This is a genomic window from Erwinia persicina (genome assembly GCF_019844095.1).
Lineage (GTDB): Bacteria > Pseudomonadota > Gammaproteobacteria > Enterobacterales > Enterobacteriaceae > Erwinia > Erwinia persicina.
The window spans coordinates 250,467-272,899 of sequence record NZ_CP082141.1 but is presented as its reverse complement, the minus strand read 5'-3'; the positions used below and the strand labels follow the sequence as shown (position 1 = coordinate 272,899).

Here is a 22,433-nt window from a genome sequence, read left to right as displayed (position 1 = left end):
AACCAGCGTCGCAGGGGGAAGTGACAGAATGATGAACTTCCTCTGCGGCAAACTTTCACGCAGCAGAGGAAGATTATATCAAAAAAACGTGTAAAGGGGTTACTGAGGCGTAAAACGACGTAAATGTTGAACGGTTGCCAGCCAGGCGGCAATCCAGCCAATCATCGCAGCAATCAGCAGCAGCAACAGGCTTTCGTCCCATGCCAGACCATGAAGCCCAAAGGTGGTACCAAACACCGATGCCACTTGCGTGACCACTGACTCCAGCCGCATGACCAGCACTTCTGACAACACCAGCGACAGCAGCGCGCCGCTAAAGCCTAACAGCGCCCCGCCGTATAAAAACGGCCGCAGAATAAAACCATCGGTCGCGCCAATCAGCTTCTGCACATTGATGGTGTCACGACGCGCGAAGATGCTCAGGCGCACGCTGTTACCAATCACCAGGAACACGGCCACTATCATCAGAACGCCGATCATCGCCGCCACCTGACCAACCAGCCCGGTCAGTGCAGCCAGGCGGGCAAACCAACTGTCGTCCATCTTCACTTCATCAATTCCCTCCACTTTGGATACGCGATCGCGCAGGCTGTCCATGGTGCCAGAATTCTGGAAATTGAGCTTAGGTGTGATAATCGCCACAGCGGGTAGCGGGTTCTGCTCCAGCATATCCATTGCGCCGCCGAAGCCAGACCAGTTACGGAACTCGCCCAGCGCCTCTTCACGCGTCAGATAGTTAACTTTCTCGACGCCCTCTTCTTTTTTCAGCTGAGCCACGACATTTTCAGCCGCATCATCGTCCAGTGTTTTACTGAGGTAGACGGTCAACTGCGGAGCCGGATACCACTGATCTGCCGCCTGGCTGACGTTTTTCCACACCATATAACATACGCTGGGCAGCGTCAGAGAGATGGCAATCACCATCACCGTCAGCAGCGTCGCCAGCGGCTGACGCCACATCTCAGACAGAGAGCCATGCATGGCATAACGCCACTGCTCCTGCCAGCCGCCCTTTAGCGCTTTACGCTTCGAGGGCTGCTTCTGTTTCACCGATTTAGCCGCGGCCGGGCGTGTATTGCGTTTATTGACCACGATGACCTCCGTGCAAACGTCCCTGGCTCAGCGTCATCAGTCGGTAATTGCGACTGCCGATCAGCCCCATATCGTGCGTTGCCATCAGTACGGTCACCCCGACGCGGTTGAACTCTTCAAACAGACGCAAAATGTCCGCTGACAGCGCCTCGTCGAGGTTCCCGGTGGGTTCATCTGCCAGCAGCACTGCCGGTTTATTGACCACGGCACGGGCAATCCCCACGCGCTGCTGTTCGCCACCAGAAAGTTGGATAGGAAAATTTTTCGCTTTGTCGAGCAGGCCAACCTTATCCAGGGCCGCCGACACGCGACGGCGGATATCTTCCCCGCTGGCTCCGGCGATGATCAGCGGGATCGCCACATTGTCATACACCGTGCGATCCATCAGCAGGTGATGATCCTGAAAGATCATACCAATCTGACGGCGCAGAAACGGGACTTCACGGCTTTTCAGACGGCTGATGTCGTGCCCGCCAAACCAGATATGCCCGGCGCTCGGGCGCTCAATGCCACAGATCAGCTTCAGCAAGGTACTTTTCCCTGCCCCGGAATGTCCGGTCAGAAACGCCATTTCGCCGGGGTGCAGATGAAAATCAACCCCCTGCAGCGCTTGCCGACCGCCGAGATAAGCCTTACTGACTTCTTCAAAGCGAATCATCCTAATTAGTCCTCTCGGGCAAAAAGTGCCTCTATAAAATCGTCAGCCTTAAACGATCGTAAATCTTCAATACCTTCGCCAACGCCGATATAGCGAATAGGAATGTTGAACTGGTCCGCCACGGAGAAGATCACGCCCCCTTTCGCCGTGCCATCCAGCTTGGTCAGGGTGATCCCGGTCAGGCCAACGGCCTCATGGAACAGTTTAGTCTGGCTGATTGCATTCTGGCCGGTGCTGGCATCAATGGTCAGCATCACCTCATGCGGCGCCTGGTCGTCGAGCTTTTTCATCACGCGAGTGATTTTTTTCAGCTCTTCCATCAGGTGCGATTTATTCTGTAAGCGCCCGGCGGTATCTGCAATTAACACATCAACATGGCGCGCTTTCGCGGCCTGGATGGCGTCAAAAATGACCGAGGCAGAGTCCGCGCCGGTATGCTGCGCCACTACCGGAATATTATTGCGCTCCCCCCACACCTGAAGCTGCTCAACGGCGGCGGCACGGAAAGTATCACCCGCCGCCAGCATCACCGACTTCCCTTCTGCCTGGAACTGACGGGCCAGCTTACCGATGGTTGTGGTTTTCCCCACGCCATTGACGCCGACCATCAGAATAACAAAGGGGGTTTTACCGCTGACATCCAGCGGCGCTTCCACGGTAGCCAGAATACCGGCCATCTCCGTTTTCAGCATGCCGTAAAGCGCTTCGGCGTCGCGCAGTTCCTTACGGCTGGCCTGCGCGGTGAGGCTGGCGATAATCCGGCGCGTGGTTTCCACGCCGACGTCCGCAATCAGTAACTGCTCTTCCAGCTCTTCAAACAGGTCGTCATCAATTTTCTTGCCGCGGAACAGGCCAATAAACCCGGAACCAAGATTCTGGCGGGTTTTCACCAGACTGCGCTTCAGACGTGCGAAGAATCCTTCTTTCGTCGGACGCTCCTGCTCTGCGACCGGCAGTGGCACTTCGGCCTCTGCGCGGGCTTCAGCTTCGGCGCGGGCGGCGGCTTCGGCTTCTGCGCGGGCAGTGGCTTCGGCTTCGGCGCGAGCAGCGGCTTCCGCTTCCGCACGGGCAGCGGCTTCGGCTTCCGCACGGGCAGCGGCTTCCGCTTCTGCGCGGGCGGCGGCTTCGGCTTCCGCACGGGCAGCGGCTTCCGCTTCCGCACGGGCAGTGGCTTCGGCTTCTGCACGGGCGGCGGCTTCCGCTTCCGCACGGGCAGCGGCTTCCGCTTCCGCACGGGCAGCGGCTTCAGCTTCCGCACGGGCAGCGGCTTCGGCTTCCGCACGGGCAGCGGCTTCGGCTTCCGCACGGGCAGCGGCTTCGGCTTCGGCGCGGGCGGTGGCTTCAGCTTCCGCACGGGCAGCGGCTTCGGCCTCTGCACGATCAACGGCGTCCGCCTCCGCTGGGGCGGCAGGAGGTGCCTCTGCCGGCGAATCGGCAGCAGGCTGTGGTGGTAACGTTTCTTTTACCTCTTCCTGTGGTGTCTGTTCTTCACGCCCCAGACCAAGCCAGGAAAAAAAGCCACGTTTTTTGTTCTTTGCCATGGTGCAACCACACTCCTCGCGGGAAAAACCGTTACGGTTCCGGTACGAAAATTAATCTGTTAATTAATCTCTTAGTCTAACACTTTCTGCAGAGCGCATCACAGCACCCTTTTTACGTTTCCTCCGCCCGGTTAGCCCGTTAAACTATGCAACAAATTATTAAGAGTTCAGCAAGATGAATAAGAAACCCCGCAGCGGCGCAGCCGGGCAAATACGTATTATTGGCGGTCAGTGGCGTGGACGTAAACTGCCAGTTCCGGACAGCGCGGGCCTGCGCCCGACCACCGATCGCGTACGCGAAACGTTATTTAACTGGCTGGCAGCGGATATTCAGCAGGCAAAATGCCTCGACTGTTACGCCGGCAGCGGCGCACTCGGCCTGGAAGCCCTGTCCCGTCACGCGGGCAGCGCCACCCTGCTTGAGCTGGAGCGCCCGGTGGCGCAGCAACTTGAGAAAAACCTCGCCACCCTCGGGGCAAAGAGCGGACGCGTGGTGAACACCAACACGCTGCAGTTTCTGGCACAGAAAGGCGATGAACATCAGTTGGTCTTTATCGACCCGCCGTTCCGTAAAGGACTGCTGGAGCAGACCATAGCGCTTCTTGAGAACAACGGCTGGCTGAGTGACGGTGCGTTGGTGTATGTTGAAAGCGAAGTCGAGCACGGCCTGCCGCCCGTCCCGGTCAACTGGCAGCTCCATCGCGAAAAGATTGCCGGACAGGTGGCCTATCGACTCTACGTCCGTCACCGCCATACCAGGGAGATTTCCGATGCTGATTAATGCAGGCCGCGTGCTGATGCTGTTTGTCTGGGCCTTTTTACTGCTTAACGTTGTTCACCCATTCCCGAAACCCCTGACCTATTTCGTCAACGTTGCGCTGTTTTTCATGGTGATCATGCACGGGCTGCAGCTGGTGCTGATGCGCACTACCCAGCCGAAAGGTGCAGAAAAACTCAGCGGGCTGATGCAGGCGAAAGTGTTTTTCTTCGGCGTGTTTGAACTGCTGGCCTGGCAAAAGAAGCATTTTCCTAAGCAGTAAGCGGACATCCCGGTCTGGGTGGCAATAAGATGAAACGGGCCGGGAAAGCAGAGCGTACAGAGGAACATAGTGCCTTTCTGGCGATGTTTTCCCACCGTATCAACAGGACGTCGGGGGACTGACCGTAAATGCAATAAAGCGGGTCCCTTTCACCTTCAGTTCGCCTTTACTCCCCTTATCCATCTGGTGGTAGTCTCCGGCATTCAGCGCCAGCTTAAAATCGCCCGCGCCGTTTAACGGACGAAACCAGGCCTCGTAGCGCATCTCTTCCACCGGGATATGTTCACGCTGGCGTGAGCGGCGGTTTGGGGCCGGGTATTCGCGTTTCGATTTCACCTCGACGGCCAGGGTGCGCAGCGGTGAGGCATCGTTAACCGCAGCCTCACGTCGCTGCCGGATAAACTGGCGGGTGGCCAGAACAGCAATGATGGCCAGTACGATAAAAAAGATCTGAGGGGCCTGCATTTTTTCTCCCTGCGGAAACAAAAACGGACAGTGTGCATCGCGTGCGCATCAGGATACAACCGGAGCCCTCTCATTGTCACATCGGCCGTGCTTAACCTAAACTGGTCAGGAGTTGCAGCGTTTTTAATCTAAGGATAACAATATGATTTGGTCTTTCCTTGCGGTTCTTTTTTCAGGCTGGCTCTATGTGGATGCCTCCTATCGCGGCCCCCAGTGGCAGCGCTGGGTCTTTAAACCCGTCACCATGCTGTTGCTGCTGGCCTGGGCCTGGCAGGCACCGGTGCTGAAAACCACGGACTATCTGATTCTGCTTGGTGTGCTGGCTACGCTGGTCGGAGATGCACTCACCCTGCTGCCCAGTAAACGCATGCTGTACGCCATTGGGGCATTCTTCCTTTCCCACCTGCTTTATACCCTGTATTTCGCCAGCCAGATGACCCTGAGCTTCTTCTGGCCCATCCCGCTGGCGCTGTTGATTATTGGTGGGCTGGTTGCTGCGACCGTCTGGAACCGACTGGAGGAGCTGCGCTGGCCGATCTGTACCTTTTTCGGCGTCACGCTGCTGATGGTCTGGCTGGGTATGGAACAGTATTTCATGCTGCCTACCGATGACACCTTTACGCTGATGGCGGGAGCTGTCCTGCTGCTGCTGGGAAATATTGTCTGGCTGGTCAGCCATTATCGCCGCCGTTTCAGCGCCGACCGCGCCGTGATCGCCGCCTGCTACTTTGCCGGCCACTTTATGATTGTGCGCTCCCTGTGGTTATAAGCTGAACTGACGCTTGACTCTGGAGTCCACTCCAGAGTGTAAGATAGGTATCGACGGGCAGTGTTGCCCGCCGATACCGGTCAGGAGGCGTTATGCAACAGCACTCTTCATGTGGTTGTGGTCACCACCACGCCAGCACTCAGCACGGATGCAGCACCCGCCCGCGTCCAGTGATTCAGAAAATCACCCCCGCCGGCCCATCCGGCACCGCTTCGCCCTGCTGCGAAGATACGGCATGCCATTCGGGGAACGACCCCGATGATGAGGGCGACAGGCCCTCGGGCGACGTTCGTTTTACCTGGCAGGTGAAAGGAATGGACTGCCCGGCCTGTGCACGTAAGGTGGAAACCGCCATAAAACAGCTGCCGGAAATCGTTCAGGCCCGCGTGGCATTCGCCAGCGAAAAGCTGCTGGTCGATGCCCGCAGCGATGTTCGTGAAGCCGTTGAACAGGCCGTGTCGCGGGCCGGGTTCCAGCTACAGCGCAGTGATGCCGCCGCACAGCCGGCTGTTGAAAAAAGCCTCTGGCAGGAAAACCTCAGCCTGATCGTACTGACGCTGATGATGGCGGTGAGCTGGCTGCTGGAAAGTATTAATCATCCGGCGGGCCAGATCGCCTTTATCGCCACCACACTATTTGGCGTCTGGCCGATTGGCCGCAGCGCCCTGCGCCTGATGCGCAGCGGGTCGCCGTTCAGCATTGAAACCCTGATGACCGTGGCTGCGGTCGGTGCTCTGTTTATCGGTGCCACTGCCGAAGCCGCGATGGTGCTGCTGCTGTTTATGCTTGGAGAGCGGCTGGAATCGTTTGCCGCCGGTCGCGCGCGCAAAGGGGTGACGGCGCTGATGGCGCTAAAACCCGATACAGCCCTGCGCCTGCGGGCGGGGCAGCGGGAAAATGTCGCGGTCAGCGATTTACGTCCCGGTGACGTGATTGAAGTGGCCGCCGGTGCCCGCCTGCCAGCCGATGCGAAGCTGCTGAGTCGCTTCGCGAGCTTTGATGAAAGTGCGCTGACCGGGGAATCGGTGCCGGTGGAACGCCAGCAGAATGAAACCATCGCCGCCGGCTGTCTGAGCGTTGACCGCCTGGTTCAGCTGGAGGTGATGTCGGAGCCGGGTAAAAGTGCCATCGATCGTATTCTGCACCTCATAGAAGAAGCTGAAGAACGGCGTGCGCCCATTGAGCGCTTCCTTGACCGTTTCAGCCGCATCTACACGCCGGTAATTATCGTGCTGTCGCTGGGGGTGGTACTGGTGCCCCCCCTGCTGCTGGGGGCCGCATGGCAGCCGTGGATCTATAAGGGATTAACGCTACTGCTGATCGGCTGCCCGTGTGCGCTGGTTATATCCACCCCGGCGGCGATCACCTCCGGACTGGCCGCAGCGGCACGCCGTGGCGCACTGATCAAAGGTGGCGCGGTACTGGAAAGCCTGGGCAGCGTGCGCACCATGGCCTTTGATAAAACCGGTACGCTGACCGAGGGTAAACCGCAGGTCACCGCTATCCTGCCGCTGGCCGCCATGGATGAAGAACAGCTGCTGGCTACCGCCGCCGCTATTGAACAGGGGTCCTCCCATCCGCTGGCAAAGGCCATCATCAGCGCAGCCGCACAGCGTCAGCTGACATTGCCGCTGGCGAATGATCAACGGGCGCTGGCCGGGAGTGGCGTTGAAGCAGAAGTCAGTGGACGCTTACTGACTATCAGCTCACCGTCCAGACTGCCGGACGGGATGCTGAAAGCAGAGCGTGGCCGCACAGAGGAGCTGGAAAACGCAGGTAATACGGTGGTGGTGTTACACGACGGCCAGCAGATGCTGGGGCTTATCGCCCTGCGCGATACGCTGCGTGCCGATGCCAGGGCGGCGCTGGATGAAATCAGGGCGCTGGGTATTCATGCGGTAATGCTGACCGGAGACAACCCGCGGGCGGCGGCAGCCATTGCCGGTGAGCTGGATATCGATTACCGCGCGGGCCTGCTACCGGAGGATAAAGTCACGGCCATCAGCCAGCTTAATCAGCAGCAGCCGGTGGCGATGGTCGGGGATGGCATTAATGATGCGCCCGCCATGAAGGCCGCCACCGTCGGTATTGCGATGGGCGGCGGCAGTGACGTCGCACTGGAAACGGCCGATGCCGCGCTGACGCACAACCGGCTCAATGCGCTGGCCGCCATGATCCGCCTGTCACGTGCCACTCACGCGAATATTCGCCAGAACGTTGCACTGGCGCTGGGGCTGAAGGGTATCTTCCTGATCACCACGCTGATGGGCATCACCGGACTCTGGCTGGCGGTGCTGGCGGATTCGGGCGCGACGGCATTAGTGACAGCGAACGCCCTGCGGTTACTGCGTAAGAAATAGCAGGCTGTCAGTGTCATCATCCTGCACGGGCTGACCCCTTTTTTTGGGTCAGCCCACCATGGGTGACCGGAAAAGTATCGCCCGTTACACCCCTTTCTTCAGCAGAAACTGATACGGCAGTGCGTCAGTATGTTGCGCCACGAGCGTGTGTTCCATAAAACGGCAAAAGCCCGGGATGTCACGCGTGGTCGCCGGATCGTCAGCAATGATTAACAGGGTTTCTCCCTCCTGCATATGGCGCACCGTTTTGCGCACCATCATCACGGGTTCAGGACAGCGCAGCCCCAGCGCATCAAGGGTGCGATCGGGATTCGCGAAGAGATCGCTCATGAGATTCTCAATTATTCAGTAAAGGTCAGCGCCTATTTTACCGTCGGTCATTGCGTGTGCAAGGATTGCGTTTCACGATAACGTTTGCGTTAAAATTAACCATTGCATTAGCAGGGCAACGCGGTAAGATGCCGCGAATTCGCCTGCGCGAAACACAGACAAATTTTCATGGGTTCCCTCACCCCAATCTAAAAAGGCTTACAACGATGATTGATTTTTCAACGCGTCAGCGCACCCATGCGCTGGTCTGGCTGTCCCTGTTCCATCTGCTGGTGATCACCTCCAGTAATTATCTGGTGCAGCTGCCTGTGGCTATCTTTAGCCTGCATACCACCTGGGGTGCCTTCAGCTTCCCGTTTATCTTCCTGGCCACTGACCTGACGGTACGTATTTTCGGTGCCCCGCTGGCGCGTCGTATTATTCTGGCCGTAATGGTCCCGTCGCTGTTTATTTCGTACGCCATCTCTGCCCTCTTTTACCAGGGCGAATGGCAGGGTTTTGCGGCGCTGAAGGAGATGAACCTGTTCGTGGCGCGTATCGCCTGCGCCAGCTTCATGGCCTATGCGCTCGGTCAAATCCTCGATATTCATGTGTTTAACCGCCTGCGTCAGAAAGCTGCATGGTGGATGGCCCCGGCCGCCGCCATGTTTCTCGGTAATATCAGCGATACGCTGGCCTTCTTCTTTATCGCTTTCTATAAGAGCCCTGACCTGTTTATGGCGACCCACTGGGTGGAGATCGCCATGGTAGACTACTGCTTCAAAGTGCTTATTTGCATGGTGTTCTTCCTGCCTGCTTACGGTGTCCTGCTGAATGCGGCCCTGAAGCGCATGGCAGAGAAATCCCACAGCGTGAAAGTCAACTTCGGTTAGTGTGCTATCGGCAATCGTTGTTAAGTTGCTTTTAGCCGCTGAATACGTTTGTATTGAAAGCCTGAATTCTACGCGACCAATGTGAAAAGGGACCCTGATGCGTAACTTATTGAAATATGCTGGAATCGCTGTACTGGTAGCCGGACTGGCTGCCTGTGATGGCAAAAAAGATGAAAAAGCGGCGGCCGATGACAATGGCGTCAGCAGCAGCCAGTCAAACCAGAATGTCACCCTGATGGATGGCAAGCTGAGTTTTACCCTGCCAGCGGGTATGTCTGATAAGAGCGGCAAGCTTGGTACCCAGGCGAACAATATGCACGTCTATGCTGATGAGTCAGGCCAGAAGGCCATTATCGTCATTGACGGGGAAAGTACTGACGAAGGTCTGGACGTCCTTGCCGGTCGCCTGGAAGCTCAACAGCGCAACCGTGATCCGCAGCTGCAGGTCGTGACCAACAAATCCATTACGGTGAAGGGTAAGCAGCTCCAGCAGCTGGATACCGTGATCTCAGCCAATAACCAGTCATCCTGGTCTTCCGTGGTGCTGGGTAAAAGTGATGGTAAACTTCTGACGCTGCAAATCACCCTGCCTGCCGACAATCAGCAGCAGGCGCAGACCGAAGCCGAAAGCATTATTAGCACCATCGAGCTGAAATAACGCTCTCGCCTGACGTGACACGGGCCGATCGACAAAACGATCGGCCCGTGCGCAAAGGTAAACCTCTGTTGCAGTCCCCCCCGGCGGTTACAGGCCGGCGTGTTCGCGAATGTACTTGCGCGCTTTGACTGCATACTCAAACGGGTTCGCCAGTGCGGGATCCTGCTCTGCTTCCACCACCATCCAGCCTTTATAGCCAAAGTCGTCGAGAATTTTGAACACCGGATCGAAATCAATCACCCCGTCGCCAGGTACGGTAAAGGTGCCCTTTTTCACGCCATCCAGGAAGGACAGTTTCTGGGTCTTCACCTGTGCCACCACCTCATCGCGCACGTCTTTCAGATGCACGTGGTTGATGCGCGGCAGATACGTCGTCAGGATGGCCAGCATGGCTTCCTGCGTGCCTTCAGAATAGTAAGCGTGGCCGGTATCAAACAGCAGGTAGACATCTTCATTGGTTTCGGCCATAAAACGATCCACCTCTGCGGAGGTCTGGATACCCGTGCCCATATGATGATGCAGACCGACGGTCATGCCCTTCTCCGCCGCCAGTTTCGCCAGCTCGTTGTACCCTTCTGCCGTCAGGCGCCACTGCTCATCGGTAAAGTGAGGCTTCTCCTCCAGTACGGCTTTGGTGGTACCCTGGATGCTCAGGCTCTGCTCTGAACAGCCAATGACTTTCGCCCCCATCGCATGCAGAAAATCACGATGGTTAATAAACTCATCGATGGTTTTAGCTTTATCGCCGTTGGCGAAGAAGGTACTGAACCAGGCATTGACGATTTCAATGCCGCGGATATCGAGCATCGGCTTCAGGATCGCCGGGTCGCGCGGGTACTTGCTGCCCACTTCACTGCCGGTAAAGCCTGCCAGCGCCATTTCACTGACGATCTGCTGGAAGGTGTTCTCTTTGCCCAGTTCCGGCATGTCATCGTTGGTCCAGCCAATCGGCGCAATCGCCAGTCTGACGTTATCTTTGTTCATGGTGTTGCCTCAGGGGTTCACCGGACGGCACTCGCCGCCCTGCATTATTTTCTCAGCAGTTCACGTTCGATCAGCTCGCGCGTTTCGACTGCCTGACGGTTCATTTTTTCCGGATAGCCAAACAGTGACGAGGCAATAATCGACTCGCCGCCGACCTTGAACGTGCGGTTAGCAAAGTCCATATCGCGCAGCGTCTGGAACAGTGTCTGAAAATCGACTTCCCCTTCGCCCACGCCCACATGCTGGTGGATCGTCGCATCCACGCCCGGCGGGTTGACAATATAGCGGCAGTGTTTGGTGTGGTTCATGGTGTCGGCAATCAGCACGTGCGACAGATCGACGCCGGAATACTCCAGCATGCTTTTCACATCGCCCTTCCCTTTGTCGTAAAAGAAGGTGTGCGGCACGCTGTACAGATACTTGACGTTCTCGCTGCGGAACGATTTCACCATGTCGGCGGTTTCGTTGCTCTCTTCGCAGAAATCCCACGGATGGGACTGAATTTCGATGCGGATGCCTTCGCGTTCAACGATCGGCAGCAGCTCTTCCATCGAGCGATAGAACATCTCTTCACAGATTTCAGGCTCGTTCGGATTACCGGAAAGCTCGGTATTGATCACCTGCACGCCGGTTTCCACGGCGATCTCAATCATTCGTTTCCAGTTTCTGACGGCGGCCTGACGGCGCGCTTCATCCGGACCGGACCAGCGGTACACCACGATAAATGAGGAGATTTCCAGCCCGGTCTCACGCAGCGCGTTTTTATATTCGGTAATAATCTCGCGGCTGGCTTTAGGATGCTTATAGAACGGGTTGATCTGTGGGTGCGGGGACTGTTCGATATATTTGTAGCCCCAGTCAGCCACCTGGTGAACCATTTTTGTGATGCCCATATCCCGGATGACATCAACATCAAAGGCAATTTTCATCAGATTCTCCGTGAATAAATCAGTACGCGGTTTTGCGGTGATCCCCGCCAGTGACGGCGGGGGTTAAGCGCGCATGCTGCAGACGCCAGTGACTTATTTGGCGTAGAAGGCGGGACGCTGTGGCAGTTCCACCGGCTCAATCGCACCGCTCTCCTGCGCTTTCAGACAGGCGTCGGCGGCCACGGAGGCGGCATAACCGTCCCAGGCGGATGGCCCGGTCAGTGTGCCGGCGGTGGCGTCATTGATAAATGCCTGCAGTTCCACGTCATAGGCATCGATGAAACGATCTTTCCAGTCGGTCAGGATTGACGTCGACAGCTTGGCATCTTTACGCATCTGCACGGCCGAAGGCTCTGGCAGTTTAGCGATGCCTTCTTCACCCACCACTTCACACTGAATGTCGTAACCGTAGGCACAGTTAACGAAAATCTCAACATCAATGCGGATGCCCTTACGGGTTTCAAACAGCACCACCTGCGGATCGCGCAGTTTACCGTGCGTTTTCGAGGTAGAGCGTGGGAACACCACCTGTACCGATTTGTAATCATCTTCGGTCAGCCAGCGCAGCACATCCAGTTCGTGGATCAGCGTGTTGGTGATGGCCATATCGGTGGTGTAGCTCTCGGGTACCGTCGGGTTACGGTGCGCGCAGTGCAGCATCAGCGGCTCGCCGATTTCCCCTTTGGTGATCACGTCTTTCAGCGCACGATAGCCGCTGTCATAAGGGCGCATAAAGCCCACCTGCACCAGTCGCTTGCCGAATTTGATTTCGGCATCCACCACGCGACGGCAGCCTTCTGCGCTCATCGCCAGCGGCTTTTCACAGAATACCGGCTTGCCTGCGGCGATGGCCGCCAGGGTAAACTCTTCGTGCGTCGGATCCCAGGAGGTGACCAGCACAGCGTCCACGTTCGGTGACGTCACCACATCGTGGCCGTTAGCAAACACCTCGGCATCAATACCGATACGCGCCAGCGCCGCTTTGGCACCATCCACGTTGATATCAGAGACGGCAACCACCTGCGCACCCTGCAGCACTTTGCTGCAACGACGAATATGTTCCTGGCCGATGGCGCCCGTTCCGATTACACCTAATTTTAAAGTCATAACAGGTCCTTACATGTAGGGGGATAAGAGCGGGCGAAATAAAAATGCCCGTTAAATAAACAACAAATGTTTATACCCAAAATAATTCTCGCTGCAGGAAGGCGGCAAGCCTTCGAATCCCCAGGAGCATAGATAACTATGTGACTGGGGTGAACAGGCGCAGCCAACGCACCTGCAGCGTGAAGAATGAAGGGTATAATTAATATTCACGCGCCTGGTCGATATGTTCGTTCAGCATCCGGGCCACGGCGTCTACGCGCTCTGATTGGGACACCTGGGCGCCACCTACGCGCCACCAGCTGAAGTACTTGTGAATCATGGTTTTTGGCAGAACTTTAATATCGATAAGCGTTGATACGGTCTGTTGCTGCGCATCACTCAACGCCGCCTCCAGTTGCTCAAGCGTAGTGACACGATAGGTTTTACAGCCATAACCTGCCGCGATCGCCGCGAAGTCGACCGGCACAAAACCGCCGTTCAGCTTGCCGCCGTTGGCATTACGGAAGCGGAACTCGGTGGTGAAGCTGTCCATACCGTGTTCCATCTGCAGATTGTTTATGCAGCCATTGGTCATGTTATCCAGCAGGATGACGTTGATCTTCGCCCCTTCCTGAATTGAAGTCACCAGTTCGGAGTGCAGCATCATAAAGGAGCCATCCCCCACCAGGGTGTAAACCTCACGGTGTGGTTCCGCGAGCTTAACGCCCAGGGAGGCGTTGACTTCGTAACCCATACAGGAATAGCCATACTCGACGTGATAGCTGTTGTCATCTTTGGTGCGCCACATGCGTTGCAGGTCGCCCGGCAGACTGCCCGCGGCCGCCACAATCACTGCATCCTTTGGGAGATGTTCATTCAGCGTACCCAGTACGCTGCACTGGGTCAGGAACGAGTCGGTCAGGCGGTTAAACTCGGCCCACACCGCATCGCGATCCATATGGTCATCAATTTCCGGCACGTAGTCGCTACCGCTGTAGACCGAGTTGTAAACGCGCTGCGTTTCTTTCAGCAACTTGCTTTGTGCCTGTGCCACTTTTTCCCCCCAGCCATGGCTGAAGCCGGTTTGCGCCAGACGGCTGTCAATCGCGGTCAGGGCTTCCTGCGCATCCGCCACCACCTGCACAGCGTCAAGCTTGTAGGCATCAAAGTTACTGACGTTGATGTTGATATAGCTGACCTCAGGATTCTGGAAGATCCACTTGGAGGCAGTGGTAAAGTCGGTGTAACGCGTCCCGATACCAATCACCAGGTCTGCTTCTTTTGCCAGCAGGTTCGCGGCCAGGCAGCCCGTCTCACCGACGCCCCCCACATTCAGCGGATGGTCAGAGACGACAGTGCCTTTACCCGCCTGGGTTTCCGCAAACGGGATATTGTAGCGTTCCGCAAAGGCGCGCAGCGCATCGCCTGCACCGGAGTATTTCACCCCGCCGCCGCAGATAATCATCGGTTTTTTCTTACCGGCAATCAGCGCCAGCGCATCGGCCAGCTGGCCTTCGGTTGGCAGACGGCGTTCCAGACGGTGTACGCGTTTCTGGAAGAAGTAGTCCGGGAAGTCATAGGCTTCCCCCTGCACGTCCTGCGGAAGCGAGATCGTCACGGCACCGGTATCTGCCGGGTCGGTCAGTACACGCATGGCATTGATACAGGCGGTCATCAACTGTTCCGGGCGGCTGACGCGGTCCCAGTACTTGCTGACGGCGCGGAAGGCATCATTGGTGCTGATACTGAGGTCGTGGCTCTGTTCGATCTGCTGTAGTACCGGGTCGGGCTGACGGGTGGCAAACACATCGCCTGGCAGCAGCAGTAAAGGAATACGGTTCGCCGTGGCAGTGGCAGCCGCGGTGATCATGTTGGCGGCACCCGGCCCGACGGAGGAGGAGCAGGCGATAATCTCACGACGGAGCTTCTGCTTAGCAAAACCGATAGCCGCATGCGCCATACCCTGCTCATTTCGCCCCTGATACACCACCATATCGCCGCTGTCCTGCTCCAGCGCCTGGCCTAAGCCCAGCACGTTGCCGTGACCGAAAATGGCAAAGATCCCTTTAACGAATTTGGTCTCTACGCCATCTACCGACAGATACTGGTTATCCAGGAATCTGACCAGAGCCTGTGCTGTGGTTAATCTGATCTTGCCCATTTGCTCTTCCTTTCAGTATCAGTGGCCGCTTCATCAGGTCCACCGGAGTTCGCATTTGTGGTCGCCAGAGGAATAAAACGGCGACAGCTATAAGTGAAACGTGAGCCGATTATAAACAAATATTTTTTTCACTAAACAGAATTACAGAAGAAACATTTCATTTTGCGAGAGAGATCAAATTCTGCAGTAAAACCCGCCTTAACAGGGGCAGTAACAGGTCGTAAATGAAACAATAACAATACGGTGACATCAAAAAGCGAAAAATCGTTTCACTTCAATATGTTCCCTTGCAGGGTCTAAGAAAGTTGAGATGCCGCTCACATCTCTGGAATGGCCTGAAACGCCTGCCATCCCACAGGGGGCTAAAGTCGCCATACAAGAGTTTTAACCACTTCACACTTTTGGGGCAATAATTTCATTTCATATTGAATTTGGAATTTTTATTCCTCATACTTTGCGTCATGTTAGATCCGGATTCGATCGGGCTTATTGCCCCGACCTGCCGGGAAAGCTCAACAGCATCGGCACTGCCCAACATCACTGACGTTGCCGTTAAATGACCAGCAGGCAGGGTATAAACAGAGGAAACAACAGGTATGAGTACACAACAGAAGCGGCTTGATGTGATTTGTATCGGGCGCATCGCCGTCGACCTTTATGGCCAGCAGATTGGCGCACGCCTTGAAGATGAAACCACCTTCGCGAAATACCTGGGTGGCTCCTCAGGAAACGTTGCCTATGGCACCGCGATTCAGGGTCTGAAATCCGCCATGCTCGCCCGCGTTGGCGATGAACACATGGGCCGCTTCCTGCGTGAAGAGCTGCAACGCGTCGGCTGTGATACTCAGAGCCTGATCACTGACAAAACCCGCCTGACAGGTCTGGTGATCCTCGGCATCAAGGATCAGGAAACCTTCCCGCTGGTGTTCTATCGTGATAACTGTGCCGATATGGGCCTGGTGCCGGACGATATTCAGGAAGAGTATATTGCCTCTTCCCGCGCCGTGGCCGTCACCGGTACGCATCTGTCACACCCGGATACCCGTGCTGCGGTGCTGAAGGCGCTGGAAATTGCCCGCCGTCACGGCCTGCGTACCGCGCTGGACATCGACTACCGCCCGGTACTGTGGGGCCTGACCTCACTGGGCGATGGCGAGACACGCTTTGTGGCGTCAGAGCGTGTGACACAGCAGCTGCAGGAAGTGCTGCACTACTTCGATCTGGTGGTGGGAACAGAAGAAGAGTTCCATATCGCCGGGGGCAGCACCGACAGCCTGACGGCACTGAAAAACGTGCGTAAAGCCACCAAAGCCACCCTGGTGTGCAAACGTGGCCCGCTGGGCTGCGTGGTGTTTGAAGGGGAGATCCCGGACAGCTGGGATCAGACCACGCTGCAAACGGGCGTGCGTGTGGAAGTGCTGAACGTGCTGGGTGCGGGTGATGCCTTTATGTCCGGCCTGCTGCGCGGCTGGCTGAACGATGAGAGCTGGGAACAGGCCTGCCGTTATGCCAACGCCTGCGGGGCACTGGTGGTATCACGTCATGGCTGCGCTCCCGCAATGCCGACCAAAGAAGAGCTGGATGACTTCCTCGGCCGCGATAATGACGTGAAACGACCGGATCTCGACAGTCGTCTTAACCATCTGCATCGCGTCACGACCCGCAAGCAGCAGTGGCACGAACTGAATATTTTTGCCTTTGACCACCGCAAACAGCTCGCTGATATGGCGGCCGAAGCGGGCGTTGACGCGGCCCGTATCCCTGATCTGAAACTGCTGCTGCTGCAGGGGGCTCAGGCGGCGGCGAAGGAAGCCGGGCTGGACGACGGTCGCTGCGGCATCCTCGCCGATACTACTTACGGTCAGCCGGCGCTGAATGCCATCACCGGTAAAGGCTGGTGGATCGGTCGCCCGATTGAGCTACCGAGCTCGCGGCCGCTGCGTCTGGAACACGGTAATATCGGTTCCCAGTTGATCGACTGGCCGCAGGAGCACGTGGTCAAATGTCTGACCTTCTATCATCCGAAAGACAGCGCGGAACTGCGCAAAGAGCAGGACGATCTGATCCTCGACGTGTGGAACGGTTGTAACAAGTCCGGTCACGAGCTGCTGCTGGAAGTGATCCTGCCGGAAAGCCATCCGGACAAGGATGAGAAATACTATCTGGAGATCCTCACTCACTTCTACAGCATGGGCATTCAGCCTGACTGGTGGAAACTGCCGCCGCTGTCCCACGCCAGCTGGGAAGCGATCAGTGCGCTGATTGAACAGCACGACCCACACTGCCGTGGCATCCTGCTGCTGGGCCTGGACGCGCCGGAAGACGAGCTGAAAGCAGGCTTCGCCGCCGCCGCAAAATCTCCGTGGGTCAAAGGCTTTGCCGTTGGGCGGACCATCTTCGGCCAGCCATCACGCCAGTGGCTGCAGGGTGAGCTGGACGATGCCGGGCTGATCGAGAAGGTGAAGAACAACTATCTGACGCTGATCGGCTACTGGCGTGAGGCGCGTCCGGCGAAATAACCCCCCCTGTTTTTTAGGGGTAACAAAAAAGGGTAACCCGGTACAGGGTTACCCTTTTTTTATTAAACGAATCAATTATTTTATCTGCTACGGGCAGAAGGTTACGATTTTGTGAACTGATTCCCAACCCTGATGAAATACGGCCTGCCGCTTTCTTCATCAAGTGAAATTTTTTGTTCATCTGGTAGAATAACGCACAGAAGAACACTATTTTCCTTTTTGCGAGCCGTGTAATGACTAATAATCCGACCCAACTTTCTCTGTTGCAGGACGATATCCGTCGCCGCTACGACACTCTCAGTAAACGCCTGAAGCAGGTGGCTCGCTATATTCTTGATAACAGCAACAGCATCGCCTTTGATACCGTCGCCTCTATCGCCCAGCAGGCCGATGTTCCGCCCTCCACGCTGATCCGTTTCTCAAATGCCTTCGGGTTTAGCGGCTTCAATGAAATGAAGCAGGTCTTTCGTCAGCACCTGATGGAAGAGACGGTCAACTACACGGAGCGGGCGCGTCTGTTCCGCCAGACCGCCACCGATGAAAGCGCCAGCGCACCCGAAAGCCCGGCAGAAATTCTCAATGTGTTCACCATGGTGAACTCGCAGGCGCTGCAGCAGCTGGCGATGCAGGTCAATCCTGAACAGCTGGAAAAAGCGGTGAAGATGCTGGATGAAGCCGATAACATTTACGTCATTGGCTTACGCCGTTCGTTCAGCGTCGCCTCCTACCTGACCTATGCCCTGCGCCACCTGGAGCGCCGCGCTTTCCTGATCGACGGGCTGGGCGGGATGTTTGCCGAACAGTTAAGCATGGTCAACCCGAAAGACGTGGTGATTGCGATCAGCTATTCCCCTTACGCGCGTGAAGCGGTGGAACTGGTGGAGCTGGGAGCAAAACGCGGTGCGCATCAGATTGCGATCACCGACAGCCAGGTCAGCCCGCTGGCCGCCTTCAGCGATGTCTGCTTTGTCGTGCGTGAGGCGCAGGTCGATGGTTTCCGCTCTCAGGTAGCGTCCCTGTGCCTGGCCCAGACGCTGGCGGTTTCACTGGCACTGACCAACGTTAAAAGCTAAAAAAAACGGGCCGCCCGCAAGGACTGCCCGTTTTATCGCTCGTTTCAACACCCCATCTGACGCGGCTGGTTGCTCACATCAACAGGGTGAGGCCTGCCTTACCCCTGCAGGATTATCCCTTACGCGGATACTCATCGCTGTTCACCCAGGCGTGATCTTTCTCCCAGGTAAATTTCCACAGGCGTACCGGCCCGGCCATCACATTCAGATAATAGTTATCGTAGCCGGCGACGGTCGACATTGGGTGATAGCCACGCGGCACGGTCACCACGTCCTGATTGTAGGGGGCCATACAGACATCCAGCGAGCGGTCGTCGGTATAGACGCGCTGCATGGCAAAACCACGCTCCGGGTTGAAACGGTGGTAGTACGTCTCTTCCAGGTAGGTTTCATCCGGTGAATCTTCCTGGTCGTGCTTATGGCTTGGGTAGGAGCTGGTATTACCCTCATCGGTATACACCTCAACCACCAGCAAACTGTCTGCCGGTTTGTCATCCGGCAGAATATTGTGCACCAGACGCTTATTATTACCTTTGCCGCGCTGCTCAACGCCGACATCGGCGGGCGCGATCAGCCGTGCGGGCAGCTTGCCCCCGGTAGCCGGCGCACTGCACACCGCCAGCTCAAGGTCTGACTCTGCCACCACCTCGACCTGCTCGTTACCCGGGACATACACCGAATAAGGAGGCGTCCGTTCAAACGGAGACAGGCGTTTGCCGATATGCGGGAATTCGGCCAGGCGGGTTTTCACCGATGCCAGGCCGGCAACCAGCACCAGGCACAACTCTTTACTGCCGCTTTCCAGCTGCAGCGTCTGACCTGTTTTCAACTGATAAGCGTCGAAACCGACATAGCGCCAGCCTGCACTTTCCGGGGTAACATGCTGGATACGACCCTGCGCATCCGGCTCTTTTACTTTGGATAGTAATGACATACAGCCTCTCTGTCCGTCAGGGCGAGGACAACCTCGCCCTGCTGAGATTTAACCTAACGTTGGCATACTGAATTCTGACACGGTCTTCTGACCGCTTGGCCAGCGCACGGTGGCGGTTTTCATGCGCGTGTAGAAGCGCACGCCATCCGGCCCGTGCACATTCAGCGCACCGAATACGGAACGTTTCCAGCCGCCGAAGCTGTGGAAAGCCATCGGCACCGGAACTGGGACATTCACACCGACCATGCCCGCCTGCACTTCACGGACAAAGTCGCGCCCGGTGTGGCCGTTGCTGGTGAAGATGGCGCTGCCGTTACCGAACTCGTGGCTGTTGACCAGGTCCAGCGCAGTTTTGTAATCCGGGGCACGAACGATGCTCAGTACCGGCCCGAAGATCTCTTCACGCCAGATCACCATGTCAGTGGTGACGTTATCAAACAGCGTGCCGCCAACATAGTAGCCTTCAGGGTGGCCTTCCACCTGGATGCCGCGACCGTCAACCACCAGTTTTGCGCCTTCAGCCTCACCTTTATCGATGTAGCCCAGCACTTTCTTCTGGTGTGCGGCAGAAACAACCGGCCCCATTTCGTTTTCGTCTTTACCTTTGTGGATGCCAGGACCGACGCGCAGGGCTTTGACCAGCGGAGTCAGTGCAGCAATCAGTTTGTCCGCGGTGTCATCACCCACGGCCACCACCACTGGCAGTGCCATGCAGCGCTCACCGGCAGAGCCAAACGCGCCGCCCATAATGGCATTCACGGTTGCCTCCAGGTCAGCATCTGGCATCACGATCGCGTGGTTTTTCGCTGCACCGAACGCCTGCACACGTTTACCGTGGGCGCTGGCCGTGGTGTAGATATGCTCTGCCACGCCGGAAGAACCAACGAAGCTCACCGCCTGCACACGCGGATCTTTATACAGCTGCTCGGCATTGTCGTTCGAACTGTGAATGACGTTGAACACACCGTCCGGCAGACCGGCTTCGGTCAGCAGTTCGGCCATACGCACCGCCGCTGACGGATCAAGCGCTGGCGGCTTCAGTACGAAGGTGTTCCCACATGCCAGAGCAATCGGGAACATCCACAGAGGCACCATCGCCGGGAAGTTGAACGGGGTAATCCCGGCCACCACGCCCAGCGGCTGCATTAATGAATAGCTGTCCACGCCGGTACCGACATCGGCAGAGTTTTCACCCTTAATCAGGTGCGGAATACCGCAGGCGAACTCGACCACTTCCAGACCCCGGGTCAGTTCACCCAGCGCATCAGACCAGACTTTTCCATGTTCACTGACGATAAGAGCAGCCAGCTCGTCGCGGTGCTCTTCCATCAGGGCTTTAAAGTTAAACAGAATACGGGCGCGGCGCAGTGGAGAAGTGCGGGACCAGCTATCGAAGGCTTCATGCGCAACGGCGATGGCATGGGCCACTTCATCGCTGGTGCTCTGCGTCAGTTCACGCACCGGCTGACCGGTTGCCGGATCGTAAATTGGAATGGTTTCGTTGCTGGCGCTCAGAGAGGTTTTACCGCCAATAAAGTTTCCTACGATAGTCATGTGCTGGCCTCTGTATTAGTAATGAATTCCCTTGCAGGCAGTCTGACGTCATACCGCTGCCACGCCGGGTAAAACCGTGATTCGTGTTGAGACAGTATAATATTGAAATAAATTTTTCAAATATTTCACTTTAGAAAATTCATTTTTAGCGGGCTGGATCGCATTTTTCAGTTCGCGGGAGTCGGGGATTTCCTCCCCATGCTGACGGCGGAAGAAAAAAGCCCCCAGCGCAGGCAGCGCGCGGAGCAATCGTTTCAGTGAGCCCCTCCTGCATCGCTGACTTCTCCCTCATTAAAACGCCAGGATTACTCTGTATTCAGGGCCCTTTTATGAGGCCCGGAGTGAAATTTTGCGAGACGGATCTAAAAATTTAAATTTCATTATTCACCAAATATGAAATAAATGTTTTCCTGTAGTCCGTGAAGCCCCCCTGACCAGCCTGTAATCAACAATAAATGGCTGGCGGGCACTCTTAATGAACCTTTTACCTTCCTACCCTACTCAACAGGAGCCATACGATGGCTATCGATCCAACCCGTTTTTGTGTTAACCGTAAAATCGCCCCAGCCCTGAGCATTGACGCTTTTTTCCAGCTGGTGCAAAAACTGGGTCTGCATAAAGTCGAATTGCGTAACGATATGAAAGGCGGCAGCGTCACGGATAACCTGAGTCATCAGCAGGTGCGTGAGCTGGCGGAAAAGTATGGTCTGGAAATTGTCACCATCAACGCCCTTTATCCGTTCAACCAGATCAGTGATGACCTGCTGGCCCGTGCTGAAAGCCTGCTGAAAGATGCTCAGGGAATTGGTGCCAAAGCGCTGGTGATGTGCCCGCTCAACGACGGCACAAAGATTTCAGCTGAAGATACCCGGCAGGCCCTGACTACGCTGGCCCCGCTGTTTGCACGCTATGGTGTTGAAGGTCTTGTTGAGCCACTGGGCTTCCCGGTCAGTTCACTGCGCTCTGCCGCACAGGCACAGCAGTTGATCAGGCAGGCCAACGTGCCCTTTAAGATCGTACTGGATACCTTCCATCACCACCTGTATGAAGGCGCAGAGCAGGATTTTGCCGACGGCATCGATATCGATCAGATTGGCCTGGTGCACCTGTCCGGCGTCATCGATGGTCGTCCGGTCAGCGAACTGACCGACGAAGAGCGTCTGATGTTAAGCAGTGATGACCTGCTGAAAAGCGTCTGGCAGGTCGAGCGTCTGGAAGCGTTAGGCTATACCGGCGTGTATGCCTTCGAACCGTTTGCTTCAGTGATGGATAGCTGGAGTGCGGCCGATATTGAGCGCGAAATCCGCCAGAGCATCGCATTGCTTCAGGCGTGATCCTTTCACCCGGGTCGCTGGCAGGGACTCTCCCTGGACTGACCTGACATCAATACCCTCAGCAGGGGCCGTTC

General features: G+C 56.5%; 21 protein-coding genes. 9 read left to right on the top strand and 12 right to left on the bottom strand.

Annotation, left to right across the window (positions count from 1 at the left end; translation table 11 throughout):
• Positions 1–99: 99 nt before the first annotated feature.
• From ftsX to ftsY, 3 genes are read right to left on the bottom strand one after another with little or no spacing between them, the layout of a single operon-like run.
• Positions 100–1,092 (bottom strand): permease-like cell division protein FtsX, encoded by a 993-nt coding sequence (ftsX, locus tag K6L24_RS01160; RefSeq protein WP_062747729.1) that lies wholly within the window; start codon positions 1,090–1,092, stop codon positions 100–102.
• The gene (gene ftsE / locus K6L24_RS01155) at positions 1,082–1,750 is read right to left on the bottom strand and encodes a cell division ATP-binding protein FtsE (protein WP_062747732.1); all 669 of its coding nucleotides are present in this window, start codon (positions 1,748–1,750) and stop codon (positions 1,082–1,084) included. The genes ftsX and ftsE overlap by 11 nt, the downstream gene beginning before the upstream one ends.
• A gap of 5 nt (positions 1,751–1,755) precedes the next feature.
• Positions 1,756–3,291: a signal recognition particle-docking protein FtsY gene (gene ftsY, locus K6L24_RS01150; RefSeq protein WP_222681867.1), complete on the bottom strand. Its 1,536-nt coding sequence runs from the start codon at positions 3,289–3,291 to the stop codon at positions 1,756–1,758.
• Positions 3,292–3,466: 175 nt separating this feature from the next.
• Here ftsY and rsmD point away from each other — a divergent pair, with 175 nt between their 5' ends.
• Entirely contained in the window at positions 3,467–4,072 is a 606-nt protein-coding gene (rsmD, locus tag K6L24_RS01145; RefSeq protein WP_062748272.1) for a 16S rRNA (guanine(966)-N(2))-methyltransferase, read from the top strand.
• Positions 4,062–4,331 (top strand): DUF1145 family protein, encoded by a 270-nt coding sequence (locus K6L24_RS01140; RefSeq protein ID WP_062748270.1) that lies wholly within the window; start codon positions 4,062–4,064, stop codon positions 4,329–4,331. Before rsmD ends, K6L24_RS01140 begins: the two co-directional genes overlap by 11 nt.
• Before the next feature lie 99 nt (positions 4,332–4,430).
• On the opposite strand, the gene K6L24_RS01135 is transcribed toward K6L24_RS01140, so the two are convergent.
• Entirely contained in the window at positions 4,431–4,796 is a 366-nt protein-coding gene (locus tag K6L24_RS01135; protein ID WP_062748268.1) for a DUF2500 domain-containing protein, read from the bottom strand.
• Between the two features lie 142 nt (positions 4,797–4,938).
• Between K6L24_RS01135 and K6L24_RS01130 the strand changes: the two genes are divergently transcribed.
• Together K6L24_RS01130 and K6L24_RS01125 are read left to right on the top strand one after the other, a co-directional pair.
• Complete coding sequence (locus K6L24_RS01130; protein ID WP_062748266.1) at positions 4,939–5,565, top strand: lysoplasmalogenase; 627 nt, start codon at positions 4,939–4,941, stop codon at positions 5,563–5,565.
• A 92-nt stretch (positions 5,566–5,657) separates the two neighbouring features.
• Complete coding sequence (locus K6L24_RS01125; protein ID WP_062748264.1) at positions 5,658–7,925, top strand: zinc/cadmium/mercury/lead-transporting ATPase; 2,268 nt, start codon at positions 5,658–5,660, stop codon at positions 7,923–7,925.
• 84 nt (positions 7,926–8,009) lie between these two features.
• Here the strand turns inward: K6L24_RS01125 and tusA are convergent, their stop codons facing one another.
• The gene (gene tusA / locus K6L24_RS01120) at positions 8,010–8,255 is read right to left on the bottom strand and encodes a sulfurtransferase TusA (protein ID WP_062748262.1); all 246 of its coding nucleotides are present in this window, start codon (positions 8,253–8,255) and stop codon (positions 8,010–8,012) included.
• 206 nt (positions 8,256–8,461) lie between these two features.
• On the opposite strand from tusA, the gene K6L24_RS01115 reads away from it, so the two are divergent.
• Both K6L24_RS01115 and K6L24_RS01110 read left to right on the top strand, forming a co-directional pair.
• Positions 8,462–9,127, top strand: a complete 666-nt coding sequence (locus K6L24_RS01115) for a 7-cyano-7-deazaguanine/7-aminomethyl-7-deazaguanine transporter (RefSeq protein ID WP_118665302.1) — start codon at positions 8,462–8,464, stop codon at positions 9,125–9,127.
• A 97-nt stretch (positions 9,128–9,224) separates the two neighbouring features.
• A complete protein-coding gene (locus K6L24_RS01110; RefSeq protein ID WP_062748255.1) occupies positions 9,225–9,785 on the top strand; it encodes a DcrB family lipoprotein in 561 nt (186 codons plus the stop codon).
• An 87-nt stretch (positions 9,786–9,872) separates the two neighbouring features.
• On the opposite strand, the gene iolE is transcribed toward K6L24_RS01110, so the two are convergent.
• The 4 genes from iolE to iolD all read right to left on the bottom strand — a co-directional run bounded on the left by iolE (position 9,873) and on the right by iolD (position 14,945).
• On the bottom strand, positions 9,873–10,769 hold the full coding sequence (iolE, locus tag K6L24_RS01105; protein ID WP_062748254.1) for a myo-inosose-2 dehydratase: 897 nt from the start codon (positions 10,767–10,769) through the stop codon (positions 9,873–9,875).
• A gap of 44 nt (positions 10,770–10,813) precedes the next feature.
• Positions 10,814–11,698 carry a sugar phosphate isomerase/epimerase family protein gene (locus K6L24_RS01100; protein ID WP_062748252.1) on the bottom strand — a complete coding sequence of 295 codons (885 nt, stop codon included), beginning with the start codon at positions 11,696–11,698 and terminating at the stop codon, positions 10,814–10,816.
• A gap of 93 nt (positions 11,699–11,791) precedes the next feature.
• Positions 11,792–12,805 (bottom strand): bifunctional inositol 2-dehydrogenase/D-chiro-inositol 1-dehydrogenase, encoded by a 1,014-nt coding sequence (gene iolG / locus K6L24_RS01095; RefSeq protein WP_062748250.1) that lies wholly within the window; start codon positions 12,803–12,805, stop codon positions 11,792–11,794.
• A 199-nt stretch (positions 12,806–13,004) separates the two neighbouring features.
• Positions 13,005–14,945, bottom strand: a complete 1,941-nt coding sequence (gene iolD, locus K6L24_RS01090; RefSeq protein ID WP_062748249.1) for a 3D-(3,5/4)-trihydroxycyclohexane-1,2-dione acylhydrolase (decyclizing) — start codon at positions 14,943–14,945, stop codon at positions 13,005–13,007.
• Positions 14,946–15,541: 596 nt separating this feature from the next.
• On the opposite strand from iolD, the gene K6L24_RS01085 reads away from it, so the two are divergent.
• Positions 15,542–17,464 carry a bifunctional 5-dehydro-2-deoxygluconokinase/5-dehydro-2-deoxyphosphogluconate aldolase gene (locus tag K6L24_RS01085; RefSeq protein WP_222681866.1) on the top strand — a complete coding sequence of 641 codons (1,923 nt, stop codon included), beginning with the start codon at positions 15,542–15,544 and terminating at the stop codon, positions 17,462–17,464.
• Between the two features lie 233 nt (positions 17,465–17,697).
• Positions 17,698–18,537 carry a MurR/RpiR family transcriptional regulator gene (locus tag K6L24_RS01080; protein ID WP_062748245.1) on the top strand — a complete coding sequence of 280 codons (840 nt, stop codon included), beginning with the start codon at positions 17,698–17,700 and terminating at the stop codon, positions 18,535–18,537.
• 112 nt (positions 18,538–18,649) lie between these two features.
• Here K6L24_RS01080 and iolB read toward each other — a convergent pair whose 3' ends face one another.
• From iolB to K6L24_RS01065, 3 genes are read right to left on the bottom strand one after another with little or no spacing between them, the layout of a single operon-like run.
• Positions 18,650–19,471: a 5-deoxy-glucuronate isomerase gene (gene iolB, locus K6L24_RS01075; RefSeq protein WP_222681865.1), complete on the bottom strand. Its 822-nt coding sequence runs from the start codon at positions 19,469–19,471 to the stop codon at positions 18,650–18,652.
• Between the two features lie 48 nt (positions 19,472–19,519).
• The gene (locus K6L24_RS01070; protein ID WP_062748242.1) at positions 19,520–21,025 is read right to left on the bottom strand and encodes a CoA-acylating methylmalonate-semialdehyde dehydrogenase; all 1,506 of its coding nucleotides are present in this window, start codon (positions 21,023–21,025) and stop codon (positions 19,520–19,522) included.
• A gap of 48 nt (positions 21,026–21,073) precedes the next feature.
• Complete coding sequence (locus K6L24_RS01065; protein WP_062748240.1) at positions 21,074–21,274, bottom strand: hypothetical protein; 201 nt, start codon at positions 21,272–21,274, stop codon at positions 21,074–21,076.
• 269 nt (positions 21,275–21,543) lie between these two features.
• Here K6L24_RS01065 and K6L24_RS01060 point away from each other — a divergent pair, with 269 nt between their 5' ends.
• Positions 21,544–22,359, top strand: coding sequence for a TIM barrel protein (locus tag K6L24_RS01060; RefSeq protein WP_118665290.1), 816 nt, complete (start codon positions 21,544–21,546; stop codon positions 22,357–22,359).
• Positions 22,360–22,433: the final 74 nt, after the last annotated feature.